At 60.6% G+C, this 17236-nt stretch carries 14 protein-coding genes and 1 pseudogene; 7 read left to right on the top strand and 8 right to left on the bottom strand.

Annotation, left to right across the window (positions count from 1 at the left end; genetic code table 11):
• Window positions 1–1165 precede the first annotated feature (1165 nt).
• From TZ53_RS24690 to TZ53_RS24650, 7 genes and pseudogenes are all read left to right on the top strand, one after another.
• Entirely contained in the window at window positions 1166–2812 is a 1647-nt protein-coding gene (locus tag TZ53_RS24690) for a ShlB/FhaC/HecB family hemolysin secretion/activation protein (RefSeq protein WP_044663509.1), read from the top strand.
• Between the two features lie 88 nt (window positions 2813–2900).
• Window positions 2901–3461 carry a 2OG-Fe(II) oxygenase gene (locus TZ53_RS24685; RefSeq protein ID WP_044663508.1) on the top strand — a complete coding sequence of 187 codons (561 nt, stop codon included), beginning with the start codon at window positions 2901–2903 and terminating at the stop codon, window positions 3459–3461.
• Window positions 3462–3618: 157 nt separating this feature from the next.
• On the top strand, window positions 3619–4134 hold the full coding sequence (locus TZ53_RS24680) for an A24 family peptidase (RefSeq protein WP_044663507.1): 516 nt from the start codon (window positions 3619–3621) through the stop codon (window positions 4132–4134).
• Between the two features lie 985 nt (window positions 4135–5119).
• Window positions 5120–7368, top strand: a pseudogene (locus TZ53_RS27720) (beta strand repeat-containing protein).
• Between the two features lie 181 nt (window positions 7369–7549).
• Window positions 7550–8854 carry an EAL domain-containing protein gene (locus TZ53_RS24660; protein WP_084694449.1) on the top strand — a complete coding sequence of 435 codons (1305 nt, stop codon included), beginning with the start codon at window positions 7550–7552 and terminating at the stop codon, window positions 8852–8854.
• Between the two features lie 112 nt (window positions 8855–8966).
• The gene (locus tag TZ53_RS24655) at window positions 8967–10196 is read left to right on the top strand and encodes an autotransporter outer membrane beta-barrel domain-containing protein (protein ID WP_044663504.1); all 1230 of its coding nucleotides are present in this window, start codon (window positions 8967–8969) and stop codon (window positions 10194–10196) included.
• 102 nt (window positions 10197–10298) lie between these two features.
• Complete coding sequence (locus TZ53_RS24650; RefSeq protein ID WP_044663503.1) at window positions 10299–11336, top strand: ParB/RepB/Spo0J family partition protein; 1038 nt, start codon at window positions 10299–10301, stop codon at window positions 11334–11336.
• Window positions 11337–11460: 124 nt separating this feature from the next.
• Here the strand turns inward: TZ53_RS24650 and TZ53_RS24645 are convergent, their stop codons facing one another.
• The 8 genes from TZ53_RS24645 to TZ53_RS24610 form a co-directional block, all read right to left on the bottom strand.
• Window positions 11461–12264, bottom strand: a complete 804-nt coding sequence (locus tag TZ53_RS24645) for a response regulator (RefSeq protein WP_044663610.1) — start codon at window positions 12262–12264, stop codon at window positions 11461–11463.
• A gap of 144 nt (window positions 12265–12408) precedes the next feature.
• Window positions 12409–12870, bottom strand: a complete 462-nt coding sequence (locus TZ53_RS24640) for a prepilin peptidase (RefSeq protein WP_044663502.1) — start codon at window positions 12868–12870, stop codon at window positions 12409–12411.
• The gene (locus tag TZ53_RS24635; RefSeq protein WP_238320201.1) at window positions 12871–13266 is read right to left on the bottom strand and encodes a TadE/TadG family type IV pilus assembly protein; all 396 of its coding nucleotides are present in this window, start codon (window positions 13264–13266) and stop codon (window positions 12871–12873) included.
• Window positions 13267–13333: 67 nt separating this feature from the next.
• On the bottom strand, window positions 13334–13522 hold the full coding sequence (locus TZ53_RS24630) for a Flp family type IVb pilin (protein WP_044663500.1): 189 nt from the start codon (window positions 13520–13522) through the stop codon (window positions 13334–13336).
• A 79-nt stretch (window positions 13523–13601) separates the two neighbouring features.
• Entirely contained in the window at window positions 13602–15401 is a 1800-nt protein-coding gene (locus TZ53_RS24625; RefSeq protein WP_172668354.1) for a TadG family pilus assembly protein, read from the bottom strand.
• Between the two features lie 53 nt (window positions 15402–15454).
• The gene (locus TZ53_RS24620) at window positions 15455–15694 is read right to left on the bottom strand and encodes a hypothetical protein (protein ID WP_044663498.1); all 240 of its coding nucleotides are present in this window, start codon (window positions 15692–15694) and stop codon (window positions 15455–15457) included.
• 3 nt (window positions 15695–15697) lie between these two features.
• A complete protein-coding gene (locus TZ53_RS24615) occupies window positions 15698–16369 on the bottom strand; it encodes a tetratricopeptide repeat protein (RefSeq protein WP_238320200.1) in 672 nt (223 codons plus the stop codon).
• Window positions 16366–17229: a type II secretion system F family protein gene (locus TZ53_RS24610; protein WP_238320199.1), complete on the bottom strand. Its 864-nt coding sequence runs from the start codon at window positions 17227–17229 to the stop codon at window positions 16366–16368. Before TZ53_RS24610 ends, TZ53_RS24615 begins: the two co-directional genes overlap by 4 nt.
• Window positions 17230–17236 lie beyond the last annotated feature (7 nt).

Genomic DNA, 17236 nt, shown 5'->3' with positions numbered 1-17236 from the left:
ATGATCCCTGGTTCAAGGCCAATGTTGCCGAAGCAACATGCCTCCCCATCTCGCTCGAACATTGGCAATCTCACGCGGGTCCAGCAGCACGGATGTTCGTGGTTGATCGGCGGCTGACTTCACTGGCTACACAATCCCCCGGGCGTCAAAGCCGAACTGTCGAGCTCCCCGGCGTGCCGCGTAGTCGAGCAATGTACCATGCTGGTCGGAGACGGCGGTGAGCTTCAGTCATGTCGCCAGCTCAGCAGCGTTTCATGACCGCCAGCCTTGACCGACGCCTTCCTGCCAGATGCCCACGCAGCCAGGGACGGTGTCCCCCATTTTTACATCCTGTCGAGGTAACGCCGATCCGCATGCTACCTTTCCTCGGATTGGTTGGCCCAGTTCACGCGCGAGGGGGAGAAGGGAACAAATCATGAATTATCTCTAAAATCCCCTCAGAAGCCCGTGGAGCGCAATGAAGGGGTTAGATAGGGAAAGTATCGACAACCACCAAAAGTCCTTCTGAGAGAGCTTCTGAGCGCCTCGAATTTTTCCGCCCCTCACCGCATTTTTGCCCAATTGCCAGCCGACAAGATTGACTCACAAGGTCGTTCCAATCTCATCGGCCTGACACGAATCGCCATTGGCCCAATTTTGGGGTCTACTGCACATATTGGCAGGGACGATGGAATGCCGGCGCGAACATGGCGTCCCGCGCGGCAGGACATCCGCGTGACGGTCACCAGCCAGACGCGGGGGTAAGCTGCGCATGCGGACCCGATGCAATATCAACCAGGAAGGGGAGGGTGCCTCCGACGCAAGCGAACGGCATGCGCCATAGCTGTCGCACGGGAGCATTTTCGAAACATGGGGTTGTCGCCTGCCGGCGTGGACCATGCGGAAGACAAGAGATAAGGAGAGCATGATCCCATTCAATCTGATCGGACCATGCTCTGGCCGCACCCATGGGATCAAGATCGCCATTCAAGCAACCAGCGTCATTGAATCATGCCAAAGCAACCGATTCGGTTCTTGTTACTGATGAAAGCTTTGGTAAATCAAGTAACCGTCTTTTCCAATGGAAAGAAACAGGGCAATTTCGGTGCTCCCCGGCATCTCACGGGCAACTGGCCGCTTATCCGGGCAACAGAGGCCGGAAGGCGTAGTAAAACTCGTCTTGGTGATGATCCTTGCGATCGTCTTGCTGTTGCCCACCATCGCCCGCGCCCAGGGTGCACAGGCCGGCGTCAATGATTTGGGCAGCGCGCCCGTTATCGACCGCGACCGAACCGACCGGGTCGCGCCGCGTCTGGAGCAGGGGCCCGCCACTCCCGCGGCATCCGCGCCATCGCCTCAAGTGGCGCCTGCGTCGCCTTCTGCTGCCAGCGTCCAGCTCGCCCGTGTGCGTTATGAAGGCTCCTCGCTCCGCCAGTCCGTCCTGGATGAAGCAGTCGCGCCGTTTATCGGTCACCCCCTGACTAACGCCACCTTGCAGGGGGTCGCCAACGCAGTGACCGCCGCCTACGGTCGAAGCGATATTGCTTTTTATGCTGTCTCGATCCCCGCCCAGGCGCCCGTGGGCGGCGAGATCAAAGTCAGGGTCGTTGAAGGGCGAATAAAAAATTATACGTTGAGCGGCATCTCGCCTAGCGCCCCGGTGAAGTTGATCGGGGCCCATATGCAGCGTCTGATGCGCGAGGATCCACTGCGTAAATCCACGCTGGAACGCACTTTGTCACTGCTGCGCGATATCCCGGGGCAGACGGTCAATGTAGCTGTTCGCCAGATGCCAACGGCCGGTGATCTGATCCTCGATGTGATCGTCAAGCGTAAGCAACTCGATATTGGACTTACGATAGACAATAGCGGGGTAAGCAATGTCGTGGAGGGCGTCCAGGCGCAACTTTCGGTAGCGGCGCATGGACTTGTTCGCGAAGGCGATAGTACAAGGGTTTCCGCTTATCTTCCCTTCTATCCGGATCGATATACATATTATTCGCTGAGCCACAGCACGCCATTGGGAAGCAATGGTCTGACTTTGTCCGCGAACTTCGCGCAGGTTAATACCAAGTCTCGGGGAACGCACATAAAAGGTGAGGCGACGCTCGCGGGGGTTTCCCTTACATATCCGATCATCCGATCGTACAAGAAAAATCTGTCCGCAAGCCTGTCGCTCGATGGAATCAACAGCACCAATTATTATCTCGATACCGAGTTTGGTGATTATCGGTCCCGAGCGGTCCGAGCGGGGCTGTCATGGTCCGATGTGGGGCCCAAGAATGGCTATGCTGCATCTGCCGTGGTGAGCCAGGGGATCAACGCCATTGGCGCCAAAGCCTTTACCGGATTTTCGGAGATTAAATTTTCCAAGGTGAATATACAGGCAATAGCGGTTAAAACGCTATTGAATAACTTGACAGCAAAAGTGACTGTTAAAGGGCAATATTCCAAGGATAAGCTTCCGGTAACCGAGAGATTTTCCTTGGGGGGAAGGGGTGCCGGCATGGCTTATCGGATCGGTACCATAACATCCGATCAGGCACTTGCATCCAACCTGGAATTGAGCTGGTCGCTTCCGGCGAAGTCTCCGGTTTTGAAGGCGACATCCTTGTTCGCTTATGTGGATGGTGCAGTAGCCCACGCTGTTGCGCGACCATATTATGGGATTGCTGCGCAGGATTATTCACTTGCATCGGCCGGCGGCGGCGTGCGCGTGGGCGTAGGGAAGGGCTGGCGCGCGAGCGCCGAAATTGCACTCCCGGTCAAGCGCCCTAACGACGCCTATAGCAGGAAGGCGCGCTTCTTCTTCGGGCTTGGTCGAGCGTTTTAGCGATTTTGCGTATACGCAAAATTGGCCATTCACCAGATCCAAAGGTCCGGAACGGCGGGCGGTCTCTTCCAACGAAAGAAGTTTGGCTATGAAGAATGTCTGGGAAGTGTGGCCGGCGATATTGTCACCTGCGGACTGTGACGCTGTTATCGAGAAGGCGGAGCAATATCCTGTGCAGTCCGCGACCGTTGGCTTTGACGAAGCGCAACGTGATGACCATGCTTACCGCAGCTCTACGATCCGCTGGCTGGATCCCGACATTGAGGCCGAACTCGTCAAGACATTGATGCGCTATGTTCATGCGTCGAACAGGACCAATTTCGGCGTGGACATCGTGGCGCCGTTCGACCTGCAATACACGGAATATCACGGCGCGGCGCACGGCAAATATGATTGGCATCATGACGTCTGGCTGGAATCCCCTCGGCCCTATGCACGTAAGCTGTCCTTCGTCGTCCAGCTCTCCGAACCGGAGGATTATGAGGGTGGGGCTTTTGAGTTTTTCGGCCTTCAGCAGCCCGGCGCTACCTTCGCTCCGCGCGGCAGCATGTTGATCTTTCCATCATTCCTGCAGCATCGTGTTCTCCCGGTGACGAAGGGTATTCGGCGTAGCCTTGTAAGCTGGGTCGAGGGGCCGCGATGGAGATGAGTGATCACGCGGTCCAAAACGATTTTGGATGGCGGTTGCCTGGCGGATCGTTGCCCGATCTGTAAGGGACAATTCGCGCCCGATCGCCGCGATCCCGCGCTTCTGATCGGCTGACGGGATTCTCCTATCTTTCCCCAATTTGCAGGCAGTGCAGCCAATGTCACCATCGGCTCTTCCGTCGATCCCCTTGCTGAGCGGGGGCAGCTTATTGTGCCTGTTCATTCTGCTGGGCGCCGCAGTCTATTTCGACGTCTGTTTCCGGCGGATACCCAATGGTTTGTCCCTGCTGGCCGCCATTGCCGCGGTGCCCTATTGGATTGGGGTGTCGGGGGACGCTATGCCAGCCTCGATCGGACAACAATTTCTCGTTCTGCTGGTCGCCACAGGGCCGTTGCTGCTGCTCTTTGCTGTGGGCGCCGTGGGGGGCGGAGACATCAAACTGCTCGGCGCGCTGCTATTGTGGATCCGTGCCGGAGACGTTGTTGGAATGATCGCAGTCATCATTCTTGCAGGAGGGGCGGTTGCCGCAGGGGCAGTGGCGCATGCGCTGTGGAGGCGAAGGCAATGGCGCGAAGCGACGGTGCCCTTCGGCGTTGCGATTGCCGCGGGCGCCATGCCGGTTCTGGCCGATGACCTCGTCTTCACGTTAAAGGCCGCGGGGGTTCTGGGCTGAAACAGCGACTTGGCGGTGGTTCGCCGCGGGAGCGCCCCCTTGGACCGGTCCCCGCGATCATTCTGCAGGTCGGGTTCCAAGAGTCCGGTGCACACCGGACCCAAATGCTTCCTCGCACCTGGCGACGTTCGGCTGAACATTGACCCGGTCATATACTCATATGGGCGCCACGGTCTGGCCTGCGCGCGGATGAGATGAAGGGGTGGGGGACCTCGTTTCAGCGACCTCAATGGGGCGGCCCGGAGCAACCATGCATTCTGGTGTGGACGGTGCCGCTTGCCGAGCTGAAGATGCGCTAAAGGGGCTCCTCAGATCGCCTCCAAACCGCTCGTCAGGCAACGGCAATGAGACGGTGGTGGGCGCGGGGACAGGAAATGCCTGGCCGCCGACGGTGCGGGTGGGGCCATGTCCAGCGTTCAGGATGGCTCCAGTACCGAAGCCTTATGCCGCTGTCTTGGCAGATGCGCGTGTCGCTCGGCAGTCGATGGGGAAGGGGCGGCATGAGTGGCATTCATCCAGACGAGCCATGGCGTTGGGCAATGACCATATATCGGGTTGGTCATGAAGGCGCAGATTCGTCAGCAGACGATGCAGCCTATACCCGGACAGATCTTCGTTCCTGTCGCACACCCCCAATGCGCAGAGCTCAGGATCCTCAGCACGGCGGCGTGGCGTCGGCGGCGGTATTTGGACAGAAACAACCGATCCGGTTGTTTGGAGAATTGAGATCGCGACTTGAGCGGAAAGCTGCATTTGCGTAGCATTGAGCGAGAAGGCGATTGGATTTGCTGAGGAATGGGTGAATTTCGGAATATCGGTTAGTCTGTTGCGGATATTCAAGGCATGATATTGTCCGTCCAGATACGAGATAATGGCGTCCTGTAAGGGTTATGACCGCTTCGGTTTCTTCTGCTCGCTGACCGTGCGCCGGTTCGGGCTATTCGTCCCTCGTCGCGAGAGTCTCGCAATAACAGGGAGTACCCCAATGGCATTTCATGGATCGCTCCGTTCAGGACGGCGCTATCTCCTGTGCGCCACGGCCATTCCGCTTCTTCTCCTGGGGGCATGTGCCGATGGCGTCGGTTTCGACATAGGCGCGGGCGGCGGACAAAATCCCTCCGGCCCCTCCGGCCCGGGTGGTCCAACCGGCCCCACTGACCCGAGTGGTCCTGGCGGTCCGACTGGTCCCGGTGGTCCGTCCGGCCCCACTGATCCGAGCGGCCCTGGGGGCCCGACTGGTCCTGGTGGTCCGACTGGTCCTGGTGGTCCGACTGGCCCTGGGGGCCCGACCGGTCCTGGTGGCCCGACCGGCCCTGGTGGCCCGACCGGCCCTGGTGGCCCGACCGGCCCTGGTGGCCCGACCGGCCCTGGTGGCCCGACCGGCCCTGGTGGCCCGACCGGCCCTGGTGGCCCGACCGGTCCTGGCGGCCCGACCGGCCCTGGTGGCCCGACCGGCCCTGGTGGCCCGACCGGCCCTGGTGGCCCGACCGGTCCTGGCGGCCCGACCGGTCCTGGTGGCCCGACCGGTCCTGGTGGTCCGACTGGTCCTGGCGGCCCGACCGGTCCTGGTGGCCCGACTGGCCCTGGTGGCCCGACTGGCCCCGGTGGTCCGACTGGCCCTGGTGGTCCGACTGGCCCCGGTGGCCCGACTGGCCCTGGTGGTCCAACCGGCCCGGGAGGACCTACTGGTCCATCCGCGCTTAACGGGCCGATCGTTGGTGGCAATGTCGGAAATGTCACGGTTGGTGGTCCCAGCGGCTCCAGCACGCTGGTCGGCGTGAATGTGTTGCCGGGTTCGTCTTCATCGACAGGCGTTCTGGCGACCGTCGATGTCCTGACCGACGAAGGCACCGTTGCGCAGGTCACACTGCCTACCACCACTGAGCAGGTCCAGCAGGGTCTCGCGCCGGTTGGCTCCTTGACGGGCGCACTGCTGGGGGATCAGGTGGGAGGTGCTGTAACACAGCTCACCAATGGTCTTTCACCTACCGTGGCGGCCGTCACATCGACCGTCGACCAGGTGACTGGGCCGCTCCTCGATACCGTGAACGGTGTCCTGGCGCCGGTGACCGGGCAATTGATTGGCGACAACGGCGCTCTCGCACCGGTGACGGGGCTCGTCGAGAACCTGGTCGGCGGACTGACTGGCACATTGCCGGGGAGCCCAACCGATCCGGCGGGCACGCTCAATGGTCCCTTGATTGGTGCCAATGCCGGCGGCAATTCGCTGACCGGGGCAAGCACCGCCGATACGCTGGCAGGAGTCAACCTGCTGAACCCGACGGGCGAAAATGCGGCCACGGGTCAGCTCGTCACGGTCGGCGTGCTCTCGCAGGGAACCATCGTCGATGTTGCGCTGCCAACCACCGCGGCAGGCGTTGAGGCGGGCCTTGCGCCCGTCGCCAACCTGACCGGAACATTGCTCGGCTCCCAGGTCGGAGCAACGGTCGGTCAGGTCACAACCGGTCTCGCGCCGGTCGCCGCCGCTGTCACATCGACTGTGGACGGCGTGGTCTCGCCGGTCCTTGACGCCGTCAACACCCTGGCTCCTGTCCTGAACGGCGCTACCGGCGGATCGCCGCTTGCACCCGTGACGGGTATCGTGGGCTCCGTCCTTGGCGGCGAGGGTGCTGGAACGGGATCGGTGCTTGCACCTGTGACGGGTGTCGTCAGTTCAGTCCTCGGAGGAGTTACGTCCGGCGGCGCGACTGGCGGTGTGCTTGCGCCCGTGACTGGCGTTGTTGACTCTGTCCTGGGGGGCGGAACGGGCGCCGGTTCGGTGCTTGCTCCGTCACTGGAGTTGTAAACTCGGTCCTGGGCGGTGACGCCACTGGCGGGGCGGGCTCGGTCCTGGCACCTGTAACGGGGGTCGTGAACTCCGTCCTTGGTGGAGATGCCACCGGCGGTGCGGGCTCGGTCCTCGCCCCGGTCACCGGAGTTGTGAACTCGGTGCTGGGCGGTGGCGCGACAGGTGGAGCGGGCACCATTCTCGCCCCGGTCACTGGTCTCGTCAATTCAGTCGTCGGTGGCGCCACTGATGGTTCGGCCGGAGGCGTTCTGGCTCCGGTGACCGGCGTTGTCGGCTCTGTGCTGGGAGGAGGCACGGGCTCAGGCTCGGTTCTCGCTCCCGTAACGGGCGTCGTGAGTTCGGTGCTTGCACCGGTCACGGGCGGCAGCGGCACGGCTGCGCCGGTCACGGGCCTTCTCGGAGGTCTCCTCAAGGGAGGAAACTGACATTGAGCGCCGTCCGGCCCTGCCCCAATTTTGGGCCGGACGATGCTCATGAGCCATCGCTGCTTCACGCAGACACAGCGGTGATGGCCGGGGGGCGAGGGGACAGGCGGGTCGCACTGTCCCCTCGGCCTTGAATTGGAAAGGCGATGATGATGTCGCAGTCTTGCATGAGGTGCGTAGTATGAAAGCGGTCGAAAAGGAGAGCAGGCATTATCTCCTCACGGTTCGTCTGAATAATTATTCAGCACTCTGTGCAGCCTATGGCGACGAGTTGGCCAACAACGCTCTCAAGCATGTTCGAAGAAGTCTTGAGCGCCATCTCGGCAAGGTTCTGATCGCAGCGGTTGAGAGTGAGGCGCTGACAGTTCTGGCGGAAAACAGGCTCCTTGAGAGCTATTCCCCCGACGAATTGGTTGAAATACTCTGTTCCATCACAAGCGCCGAGCCCTTTCGCTGCGCCGATGTGGACGTCCTGCTTGACATATGCGCGGCCTACAGACCTGTCGATGCCTCGACGACCCCTGAGGACTTCGAGCGCCTCCTGGCCGAGGCTACTGCCGAACTGGAATTTGCCCATCCGCGTTCCATTGCTACCTGGCGTAGTATGTCGGCCAAGGAAGAGGCGCGTTACCGTGCGGACATGGCTCGCTCTGTCGCTTTGCTGAAAGCCATCAGGCGCCGGACAGCATTTTTAGTATGGCGGCCGATCGCCGATCCCAACGACCGTGGCCGCATTCTCTATTATGACGGCAGATTGCGGCAGGCCAACGGAAGCGGTCAGCAGGTGGAATGCGACACTGCGGTCACAGCATTTGAACGTCTTGGCCTCTCTCATATCATCGATCTCCAGCTTGTTTCCGACGTGCTGGACGAGCTACAGGCCGACCCTCTGGCGCGGTTGTCTATTCCGGTGTCCGCGAAGAGTCTGAGCGCCAGTCTCTTTGGCCGGGAAGCGGGATGGAATGAAATCTTCACGCGGTTGCATCGCGATGCAGCGCTCGGTCCACGACTGATCCTGGAGGTCGCCGACACGAGTGACTTGCCTTCCGATATCGAGCTGGAGCCTTTTCTCGATCGGATTCGAGCCTTGGGCGTTCGCCTGGCCGTCGGCCGTTTCGGCGGTCTTGCATCGTCGATCGAGCAGCTTATCGGCATTGCGCCGGACATCATCAAGATCGACAGCGGCTTCCTCCATACCGCCCATCAGTCTGACAGAAGCCGTGCGCGTGTTGGCCCGTTGCTTGACCTCGCTCGGACTGTGGCGCGCATTGTCGTGCTTGATGGCGTTGCCTCGTCCTGGCACCTGTTGTTGGCGCTCGATGAAGCTGCTGAATGGGTGGCCGGATCCTATGTCGGCGGAACCAGTATTGGCCGCGACTGGGTCAAGGCCGATTATGGGGATGCAGTCGCAGGCCTGAGCAGCTTCAATCATGCCTTCGGCGATTATGGCAGCGGGCCGCGAAACGGGCATCACACGACACACTAGTTTTTTAGGGGCATTTTTGCGTTTACGCAAAAATGCCCCTCCGACCGGCAGGATCGCCCGCGATGTGCAAGGCGATCAGCATAAAGAATAGAAGAAAAGGGGATCAGACCCAATGTTCAAGGCAGAGACGACATTCAGGCGGTTCATGCAGAAGGGCCTGATGGCCGCCGCGTTGCTGGGTGCGGCGGGCATGACGGCAGCCCATGCCGCGCCCTATGGTCCTTATGCAAGCACGCCAGGGGAGGCCTCGCTGGGCTCTTCGCTTGATTCAGCAACTACCGCTCCGGTAGGCGATCGCGCGGCGATGCTGCAATCTCTCGACGCTCTTCCCACCGCTGCAGAGCGTGCAGATGCGCTGGGGCAGTTGTCGGCGCGTAGCTATTCCCTCTTACCCCGCCTTTCGATCCAGTCCATGGACTCGGCTGATCGCGAAATCCGCAGCTATCTTGTCGAGCGGCGCAATATCGCTTCGAGCGCGAGCGCGGATGTGCCGGTCCGCGGCGATCGCACCATCAACATGATGCTGGTGGGGGGGCTGAAGCAGGCGACCTACAAGGGCCGGGTCGACCGGCCGGAAGCGAAGAGTGATTCACGTTCGGTCCGCTTCGCCATCGATGTGAGCCCGATTGAGAATCTCATCGTCGGTGCGACCCTGGGGATCGACGGAATCGATGCGAAGCTGGACTCAGGACAGAAGCCCCGGATCACGGCGTTCAATACGAACATCGGACCCTATGCGAGCTTCAATAACGGCAAATTCTACATCGACGCGACGGCGGGCTATAATTTCTCCGAGTTCAAGCTGCGGCGCCAGGTCGGCTGGACGGGCTTTTCCGACAGGATGCGCGCCAATGTCGATGGCGATGGCTGGCATGCGACAACGGAAGTGGGCGCCATGCTCCGCGCCGCCAATATCAAGCTGCAGCCCTTTGTCGGCCTGCAATATCGCTATGCCGACATTGGCGGCTTCATGGAAGGTGGCGGGGCCGCATCGCTCGAAGTTGCCAGCTATCGCACCAAGTCCCTGCGGGCGAGCGTCGGTGCGCGCGCGTCGGCCACGATCGACACGGGCCGCTGGGCGATCCGGCCGTCAGTAGAGGCTCAGTATCAGCGGGAACTTCGCAGCCAGCCCGACAGCCGCATCGAAGCCCGCTTCGTGGCCCGCGACCTCGACATCTTCACGCTCAATCCGACACGGCTGGCGCGCAATGCGGCGTTGCTGAGCGCAGGAGCGTCGGCGACCTATAACAGCCGCACGACCTTCCGGCTGGGCTATACGGGAGAATTGAGCTCGGATCGCAATGTTCATGCGGCAGTTCTTTCGGTAAGCCGACGCTTCTGATGGGGTGAGCGGGGCAAAAACAACCGAAGCGAACGCAATTGCGCGCGATGTATGCGCAATGTGGCGCTATGAGGCGGGGAAAGGCGATAGCGGGAGCGTTCCATGGCTGGATTCATGAAGGACATATTGGAAACGCTCTCCTATGATCCGGCTCCCATGCGCCAGGTGGCAGCACGGGAGGACGCGCTGAGCCGTCTTGACCAGCGGCTTGCCAATGTCGCAGGGGCTGGATCCGATGGGCGTACTACCATCCGTATCCAGCCGGGCGAATGTGTCGTCTGGGATGGAAATCCGCGGGACCAGCCGGGTCTGACGGCGGAAAGCTGCCAGTCGCTGATCGAGTCCATAGCGCAGGAAGGGGGAAACCGGATCCCCGTGCTCGTCCGCATGAACGGGGCGGACGTGGATCGGCCTTATGAGCTGATCGTAGGCAGCCGGCGCCGCTTCGCGATTGACTGGCTCAACCATAATGGCCGCCCCGAACTGCGCCTGACGGCGCTGGTTGTTGATCTGTCCGACGAGGAGGCGTTCCGGCTCGCCGATATCGAGAATCGAGAGCGGGCAGACATCACCGAGCTCGACCGCGCGCGCAGCTATCAGGCTGCGGTGGATCGCTTCTACGGGGGCGTTCAGTCCCGCATGGCCAATGCGCTTAACCTTTCGAACAGTCAGTTGAGCCGTCTGCTCGCGCTTGCCCTGTTGCCCGAGGAAATCGTGGATGCGTTCGGTACGCGCGCGGAACTTCGGGTCAGGCATTCGGAAGTCCTGACACCGCTCCTCAAAAGGGTGGAGCAGCGCATGCGCATGCTGGCGGAGGCCCGGCGGATCTCCGCGGAGCAGCAGGAAAGGTCGGTCCAGGGGGATCGGCTGCTTGCACCGGCAACGGTTCTGGCGCGCCTGCGGGAATCGGTCGCCAGCCCTGGGCAGGATGAGCCGCGCGACATCGAGATCATTGCTGGAGGCGAACGGGTTGGACGCGCCAAGCCGGCAAGGGGCGGGGGCGTCCAGATCGATCTCAATGTGACCGAGGAGACGGATCTGGACGAACTGCTTTCCCGCCTTCGGGCCACGATCGTTGCCGCACGGGCTGGTGGAGGAGGAGAGGGAGAGCAGGTGGCCTCTGAAGAGGCGGCAGCCTAGAGCATTTTCCAGGCAGATGGCATCATCTGCTGGCTCGCAAAATGCGGGAAACAGCAGGCAAATGGAGCATGGTCCGAGTCAGTCTGATCGGACGATGCTCTACCTCCGCTCGATGGCGGCCCTATCATTTCGTCTGCCCGCTGAGATGATCCAGGATGACCTGCTCGACATCGGGACTGATGAGCAGAAAATCGCGCCGGCCATCCTTGTCGTCGGGTATGCGGCAGAGGACCTCATTCTTGACCATTCGGTTGATCAACCGAAGGGCAGTCGTCGTTGGCATGCCCGATGCGATGCAGGCGCTTGAAACAGAGACGGTGCGTCCTTCGAACTTCGCGAGCAGAAGGTCGAGCAGCATGTGCCAGGCCGGGTCGCCGAAAATCTCGCCGCCGATCAGTTCCCGCCTTTTGAGTTCCGCGCGCAATTGCGCGCGGATATAGTCTGCGTCAATGGGCACCGCACGGCCGTGGGCCTGGACGGGATCGTCCATTTGTTGCGCGAGGCGTTGCAGTTCGGAACTCAGTGAGGAGATCTTGTTGAGGAGCGTGGAGCGGCTGGCAGGGGTGTCGTGAAGGCCGCTGACGCGCAGGATGGATCGCCTGAGGTCGTCCCTGCTGACCGGTTTCTGCAGGAAATCCGCGATAGAGGCGCGCATCGCGCCGACGGCGACATCGACTGTCGCATGGCCGGTGACCATGATGAAGCGCAGGCTCCGATCCTCTTCCTCGGCCCGGGAAGTCAGTTCCTGAACCAGGGCAAGGCCGTCGCAGTCAGGCATGCTGTAGTCGACGATGACAAGTGAGATGTGTTCGTCGTGCATATGGACGAGGGCCTCTTCGGCCGAGCAGGCGCTGACCGATGGATAACCAAGCATATCGAGCATGAAGGCGCACTCGGAGGCCCACTCACGATCGTCATCGACGATCATCACGGTGCCGATATGCGGAAGCTGCGCCTTGGCGCTATCAGGCAGGCCCAGATCCTCCAGCCGCGCACGTGGCACAGGCCTTTCTTTAGCCTCCCATCCATTCATCCGGATGTTCATTTCTGTAAGCCCCATACAGAAAGGTTATCAAGTCGCCAAACCTTGATGAACCTGAACAATCAGAATTGCAATAGCTGCGATTGCTTCAGAATCGGGGCGCAATACTGCTTTTTTGCGTATACGCAAAAAAATGACCGAGATTACGAATAGTAGAATGGCCAACGAAAGCATGAGCGCTGTTCCAACAGGGCCAAGCCATGCAGCGCCGGCTGCCATAAGCTTGATTTGGCCGCCAGAAAGGAGGCGCAGCTTCCAGGTCCTGCGCATATAGGCGATCGCGCCGGCAAGCAGGAGCAGAATGGCGATGCCTGCGGCAAGCGAGACGATCGCACCACCCAAGCCCCGAGAGGTCAAGGTGAAGGCGATGCCCGCCGCGCCGAGCAGCAGGTAAAGCCAGTTCGGAACATTACGCTGTTCCCACTCCAGGACGATGATGGGAAGCAGGATGAGAATGAGTGTGGAGATCGCGATAAGCTGCACGCCCGTCATTCAGTAGCTCCCGTTGGGGACGACGGATCTCCCCTTGATGACCGTGTCGTCCGGTATGGGCAGAATGCCACCGTAGCGATAGATCGGGTTCTTGGCGAAGTCATATTCAACTGTTACGGAGAGTGTCCCATCATCCGTATTTGCGACAGGTGTCACGCCAGCGTTAGGATCGATGCCCGATAGCAAGTTGCCGTAGGCATCGATTATAATTTTTGCACGGTTCCTTGCTAAATCTTCCCGTTCTTCAATTGACAAACCCGCCACTGCCGCTCGTGCGCTGTCACTTGCAACTTGGCGGACCGCCAAAAAGGCAGAAAAATAGAAGGAATAGAAAACAACCGCAAAAATGAGGAGCAGCAGCGCTGGCGCGATGAGCACGAATTCCAGCGCTGCCATGCCTTTCTCGCAATGAACGAAGCGGTTCTTTAAGAGAAGATTCCTGATCATAGCGAGAAGTCTCGGTTTAGGTAGTGGCGTCAGTTACGGCTTGCCCAATTGCCGTTGCGGCACCGGTGAGAGCCGTTGTCAGTGTTCCGCCCATTGTCACAATAGCTGCTACAAGAATCGCGCCGAGGACAGCGTATTCGATGGCGGCGAGGCCGCGTTCGTCGTTCCTGAGCCGTGCGATGAACTGACGCATGTTGTGCATCATGTTGTTTTTCCTTCCAATAAGCCCCCTCATTGGATGGTCGATCGGACGGGGCGCTTATCCCGATCGCCAATAGCGAAATTCAGACGAGAACGGGCACCCCGCAGCGGACACCTGTCACCCAGACGCGCGAGTTTCCTAGCTGTAGGCCAAGTGCTGCGAGTAGATTGTCGAGGACGGAGCCTATAAGCCCGTCTAAAACGTTCCGGAGAATAGGATCGAGAGCGACGGCTAGCGGGCGAGTGAGAGCTCCTAATTCCAGCAGGCAGTTATTTCCGTCAGCATCACAGACATATAGCTTGAGGTCACTGAGCAGGTTAGAAACGGTTGCTCCAGGCCGGATGCTATTGGTTAGTTCTGCGGGGGCACCATCATAGTTGGCCTGTATCGTTGATCCGGGAATTCCGATCCGAGGTTTACCCTCTCCTCTGGGAGAAGAAAAAGTGATGGGGGTTTCCGAGCTCGTTACAGGACCCACGAGTGCCCTAGCAGTGATGGCTGGAGTAAGCGTAATATTTAAGAGTTTGGTTCCGTTCACGATTTTAGCGGGACGGATGTCTCTCTCAGGCAAAATCTCTGGTAATGGTTTATCCATGGCATTGGCTGGAGCGTCGCCGAGATAGATTCCCAGCAGACCAGCCTTCATGAGAACATCCACCGTTGTATCATCCATCTGGTTTTGACCACATTGGATTCGCTGGATCTTTGCGCTGCCTGTGCCAATGTCGATCATAAGTGGGAGTGACGGCAAAAGGTTGTCGACGAGCGGAATACTACCTAGTCCCACCGTCAATTTGAGCCGGATGCTCGAAGTGCTCACTTCTGTGCCTTCAGGCCCAAACGAGAATCGCGGTTTGCTGGCGTCGCTGGGAGAGGTTGTACCGATGGATTCGATTTTGACTACACTCCCCGGGATGACGAGATTGACGGGGGCGCTGAGATCCAGCGTCGCTGGACTTGCCTGAGCGGCATAAGCTAGGAGTTGATAGGCGTTCAGTCCGGCGCGCAACCCTTGGGGAGCACTGCCTTCCCCCACCGGCATGTTCTGCCAAACGCCAAGGCCGAAGAGGCCTTTCAAATTGACCACATTGCCGGACTTTGGGGCAGTTGACAGGGATCTCAGAGTGTCTGCGGTGTCTTTGTCGTTGGTGGCTTCCGAGGCTGAGAGCAGAAGCATACCAAGCGTAATGTTTTCCCTCTCGAGTAGCGCCCCGTATGTAGGATTACTGTCTCGGCGCTCAAATGTGGCATTTGCAGCATGCTTGGCGAGATGGTCGAAAAATAGCGCAGCATCCACATTATGCGTCATCATCGCGCGAACGGCGCTCTCATTGGTCAGATTTATGCCGAGCAGAGGATTGAGAAGATATGAATTGACCGAATCCAGTAGAGCGCCGACGGGTTTGGTGGAATCAGCGCCCAGGAAATTCGCGGTGGTTGCAATTCCGGCTTCGTCGATCCGAGCGGCCGTCGCAGTTGCTGTCAGTTCGAGCATCGGATCAAGAGAACTGAACATGCTGGTCAGAAAGCGTTTGCTTTTCTTCCTCGTTGTGAGGCGAACAGCATTGGCTTGCCGAACCACGCTGTCATCTTCATCCCGGCACTTTGCATCCGCATCGATGAATCGATCGGCATTCTTGGCGGAATCAGCACAGTAGCGTCCGGTCTGGACGGGAAGCAGCTCTACGTCCCGAAAGCCGTTATCGTTAAGATACTGGCGAGCCCGACCCTCTGCTGTCTCCTTACTACTCGTATCAATAGCCGCGGTCAGCGCGGCGGCCTCGGTCGCGGCCTTGAGCTCCTGATTGCCCACATAAAAGAGGCCGGCGTCGAGGACGAGTCCCGTCGCGCCGACGAGCGTCACGGCCAGCGCCGCCACCATAGGTGTGACAGCCGCCCGCTCGTCGCGCCAGAATGCCAGGAGCCGCGAGGCTATCATCGCGCGTTCGATCCGCCAGTTGAATCCGGCTTCTCGAGCATCTTGCCGATCGATCCGAGATAGCGCTTGTAGACGGCTTCTGCTTCCGCAGCCTCAAGTCGCACATCCTCTTCGGATCGCGGCGATGCACGCAGCTGCCATTCGACGACCGACCGCGCCTCGCTCTCGAGCGGCAGAGGTGCAGGCGGGGCGGGGGTTGCGACCGAAGCGGCAGCGAGAATGAAAAGTGCCAGCATGGATCAGCTTCCTTTGCCTTGTGGCCGCGAGAGAGACAGGTGGATGCGCCCGACCTCGGCCAGGAGCGTCTTGCGCAGGTCGGCGCGTGCGTCGGCATCGCGGATACCCCGAAGGGTCCGGTTGGCTTCTGCGTCTTGGCCGGCGGCCATGAGGGCCAGGATGAGATTGTTTCGGATGACCTCGTCGCCAGGGGCGAGATCGGCGGCACCCTTCAGGGCGTCGATGGACTCGCTGTATCGCCCGACGCGCAGGAACGCATAACCAAGCGCATTGCGAATGAAGGGATCTGCCGGGCGCGCGCTGCGCGCGGCCTGATAGTAGCCAATCGCGCCGTTCCAGTCACTTCTCGCGGCCGCGACATGACCGCGGACGGCGCTGACCGCACCGTTCCGGGGATCGTCGGGCAGGGCCTGCGCCAGCGTTCCGGCTTCCTCGACCTTGCCGAGGTCCAGAAGGCTGTTCACGCGAAGGATCCGGGCCTCCAGATCGTTGGGATAACGCCGGTCGAAATCGTCGAGATAGGCGAGCGCGGCTCTCGCTCGCCCGTCGATTCGCGCCTGCTGGATGAGCTGGAGATAGAGTGGGCGTGTCGACGGCGCGTCGTTCGGCGAATGCTCTGCCTGGGCAGGAACGCTCAAGGCTAGAGTGAGCGGAAGCAAGATGCTGCGGTTCACTGGCCGATCCCCCGCAAGGTGTCGAGAATGGTCATCAACGGAGGTCCGGCGAGGACGATGAAGAGCCCAGGCATGAAGAAGACGATCATCAGCACGACCATCTTGACCGTGATCTTGCCCATGGCCTCGCGCGCCCGCGCGACGCGCTGCTGGGTAAATTCGCGGATGAACTCGCGAAGGGCGGGAGCCAGTTCGATGCCCTGGAACAGGGCCTGCCGGAAGAGGGCGGCAAGCTCGCGCGCGCCGCTCACAGCAACGCGCGATGCCCAGCGATCGAGCGCCGCCTCATAGGTCATGCCCCGGTCGAGATCAGCGACGAGATTGGCGATCAGGGCCGAGTGGTTGGGCACCGCGACGACTTCATCCCGCGCGATCGAGCGGAAACATTGATCGAGCGACACGCCGCTCTCGAGCATCATGAGCATGAGATCGAGAAGGAAGGGGAATTCAGCGGTGATCTTCCGGGCGCGCGATGCCGCGAAGATTTGCAGCAGCTGCTTCGTTGCGATGAAAGCAAGGCCTGTGCCGATCAGCGGCAATATGGGGTGGGCGAGCATGCTTCCCCAAAGGAGAAGGCTCAGGAGCAGAAGGAGAAGGCCCGTGCCAAGTGCCGCGCCGAGGCGAATCCATACGAAATGTTCGACCGCGCGGAGCCCCTGGAAGCCTGCCAGCCGCAGCTTGTCCTCAATCTCCGCGCGATCGCGGCCTTTCGCGGAGAAGAAAGCCGGCAGCCGGATGGCCCGCCGCGGCTCGCGGTTCTCACCGATACGGGCGGACAGGCGCGCTTCCAGACGCTGTTCGGCGAGCAGCGCCTTGCCGCCGTGGAATGCCGCCACGAGGCCGGCGAGCGCCAGGGCCATGCAGAGG

Source organism: Sphingobium sp. YBL2 (assembly GCF_000943805.1).
Lineage (GTDB): Bacteria > Pseudomonadota > Alphaproteobacteria > Sphingomonadales > Sphingomonadaceae > Sphingobium > Sphingobium fuliginis.
Note: the sequence above shows the minus strand (reverse complement) of the source record. Positions and strands in the feature narration are given on the sequence as shown.

Excerpts from the sequence above, each read along its gene's own strand:
- TZ53_RS24635 (WP_238320201.1), bottom strand. The coding sequence starts at position 13,266 with ATGGCAGCGCTGGAATTCGTGCTCATCGCGCCAGCGCTGCTGCTCCTC.
- TZ53_RS24660 (WP_084694449.1), top strand. The coding sequence starts at position 7,550 with ATGAAAGCGGTCGAAAAGGAGAGCAGGCATTATCTCCTCACGGTTCGT.
- TZ53_RS24690 (WP_044663509.1), top strand. The coding sequence starts at position 1,166 with ATGATCCTTGCGATCGTCTTGCTGTTGCCCACCATCGCCCGCGCCCAG.
- TZ53_RS24630 (WP_044663500.1), bottom strand. The coding sequence starts at position 13,522 with ATGATGCACAACATGCGTCAGTTCATCGCACGGCTCAGGAACGACGAA.
- TZ53_RS24640 (WP_044663502.1), bottom strand. The coding sequence starts at position 12,870 with ATGACGGGCGTGCAGCTTATCGCGATCTCCACACTCATTCTCATCCTG.
- TZ53_RS24645 (WP_044663610.1), bottom strand. The coding sequence starts at position 12,264 with ATGATCGTCGATGACGATCGTGAGTGGGCCTCCGAGTGCGCCTTCATG.
- TZ53_RS24650 (WP_044663503.1), top strand. The coding sequence starts at position 10,299 with ATGGCTGGATTCATGAAGGACATATTGGAAACGCTCTCCTATGATCCG.
- TZ53_RS24620 (WP_044663498.1), bottom strand. The coding sequence starts at position 15,694 with ATGCTGGCACTTTTCATTCTCGCTGCCGCTTCGGTCGCAACCCCCGCC.
- TZ53_RS24685 (WP_044663508.1), top strand. The coding sequence starts at position 2,901 with ATGAAGAATGTCTGGGAAGTGTGGCCGGCGATATTGTCACCTGCGGAC.
- TZ53_RS24680 (WP_044663507.1), top strand. The coding sequence starts at position 3,619 with ATGTCACCATCGGCTCTTCCGTCGATCCCCTTGCTGAGCGGGGGCAGC.
- TZ53_RS24610 (WP_238320199.1), bottom strand. The coding sequence starts at position 17,229 with ATGGCCCTGGCGCTCGCCGGCCTCGTGGCGGCATTCCACGGCGGCAAG.
- TZ53_RS24625 (WP_172668354.1), bottom strand. The coding sequence starts at position 15,401 with ATGGTGGCGGCGCTGGCCGTGACGCTCGTCGGCGCGACGGGACTCGTC.
- TZ53_RS24655 (WP_044663504.1), top strand. The coding sequence starts at position 8,967 with ATGTTCAAGGCAGAGACGACATTCAGGCGGTTCATGCAGAAGGGCCTG.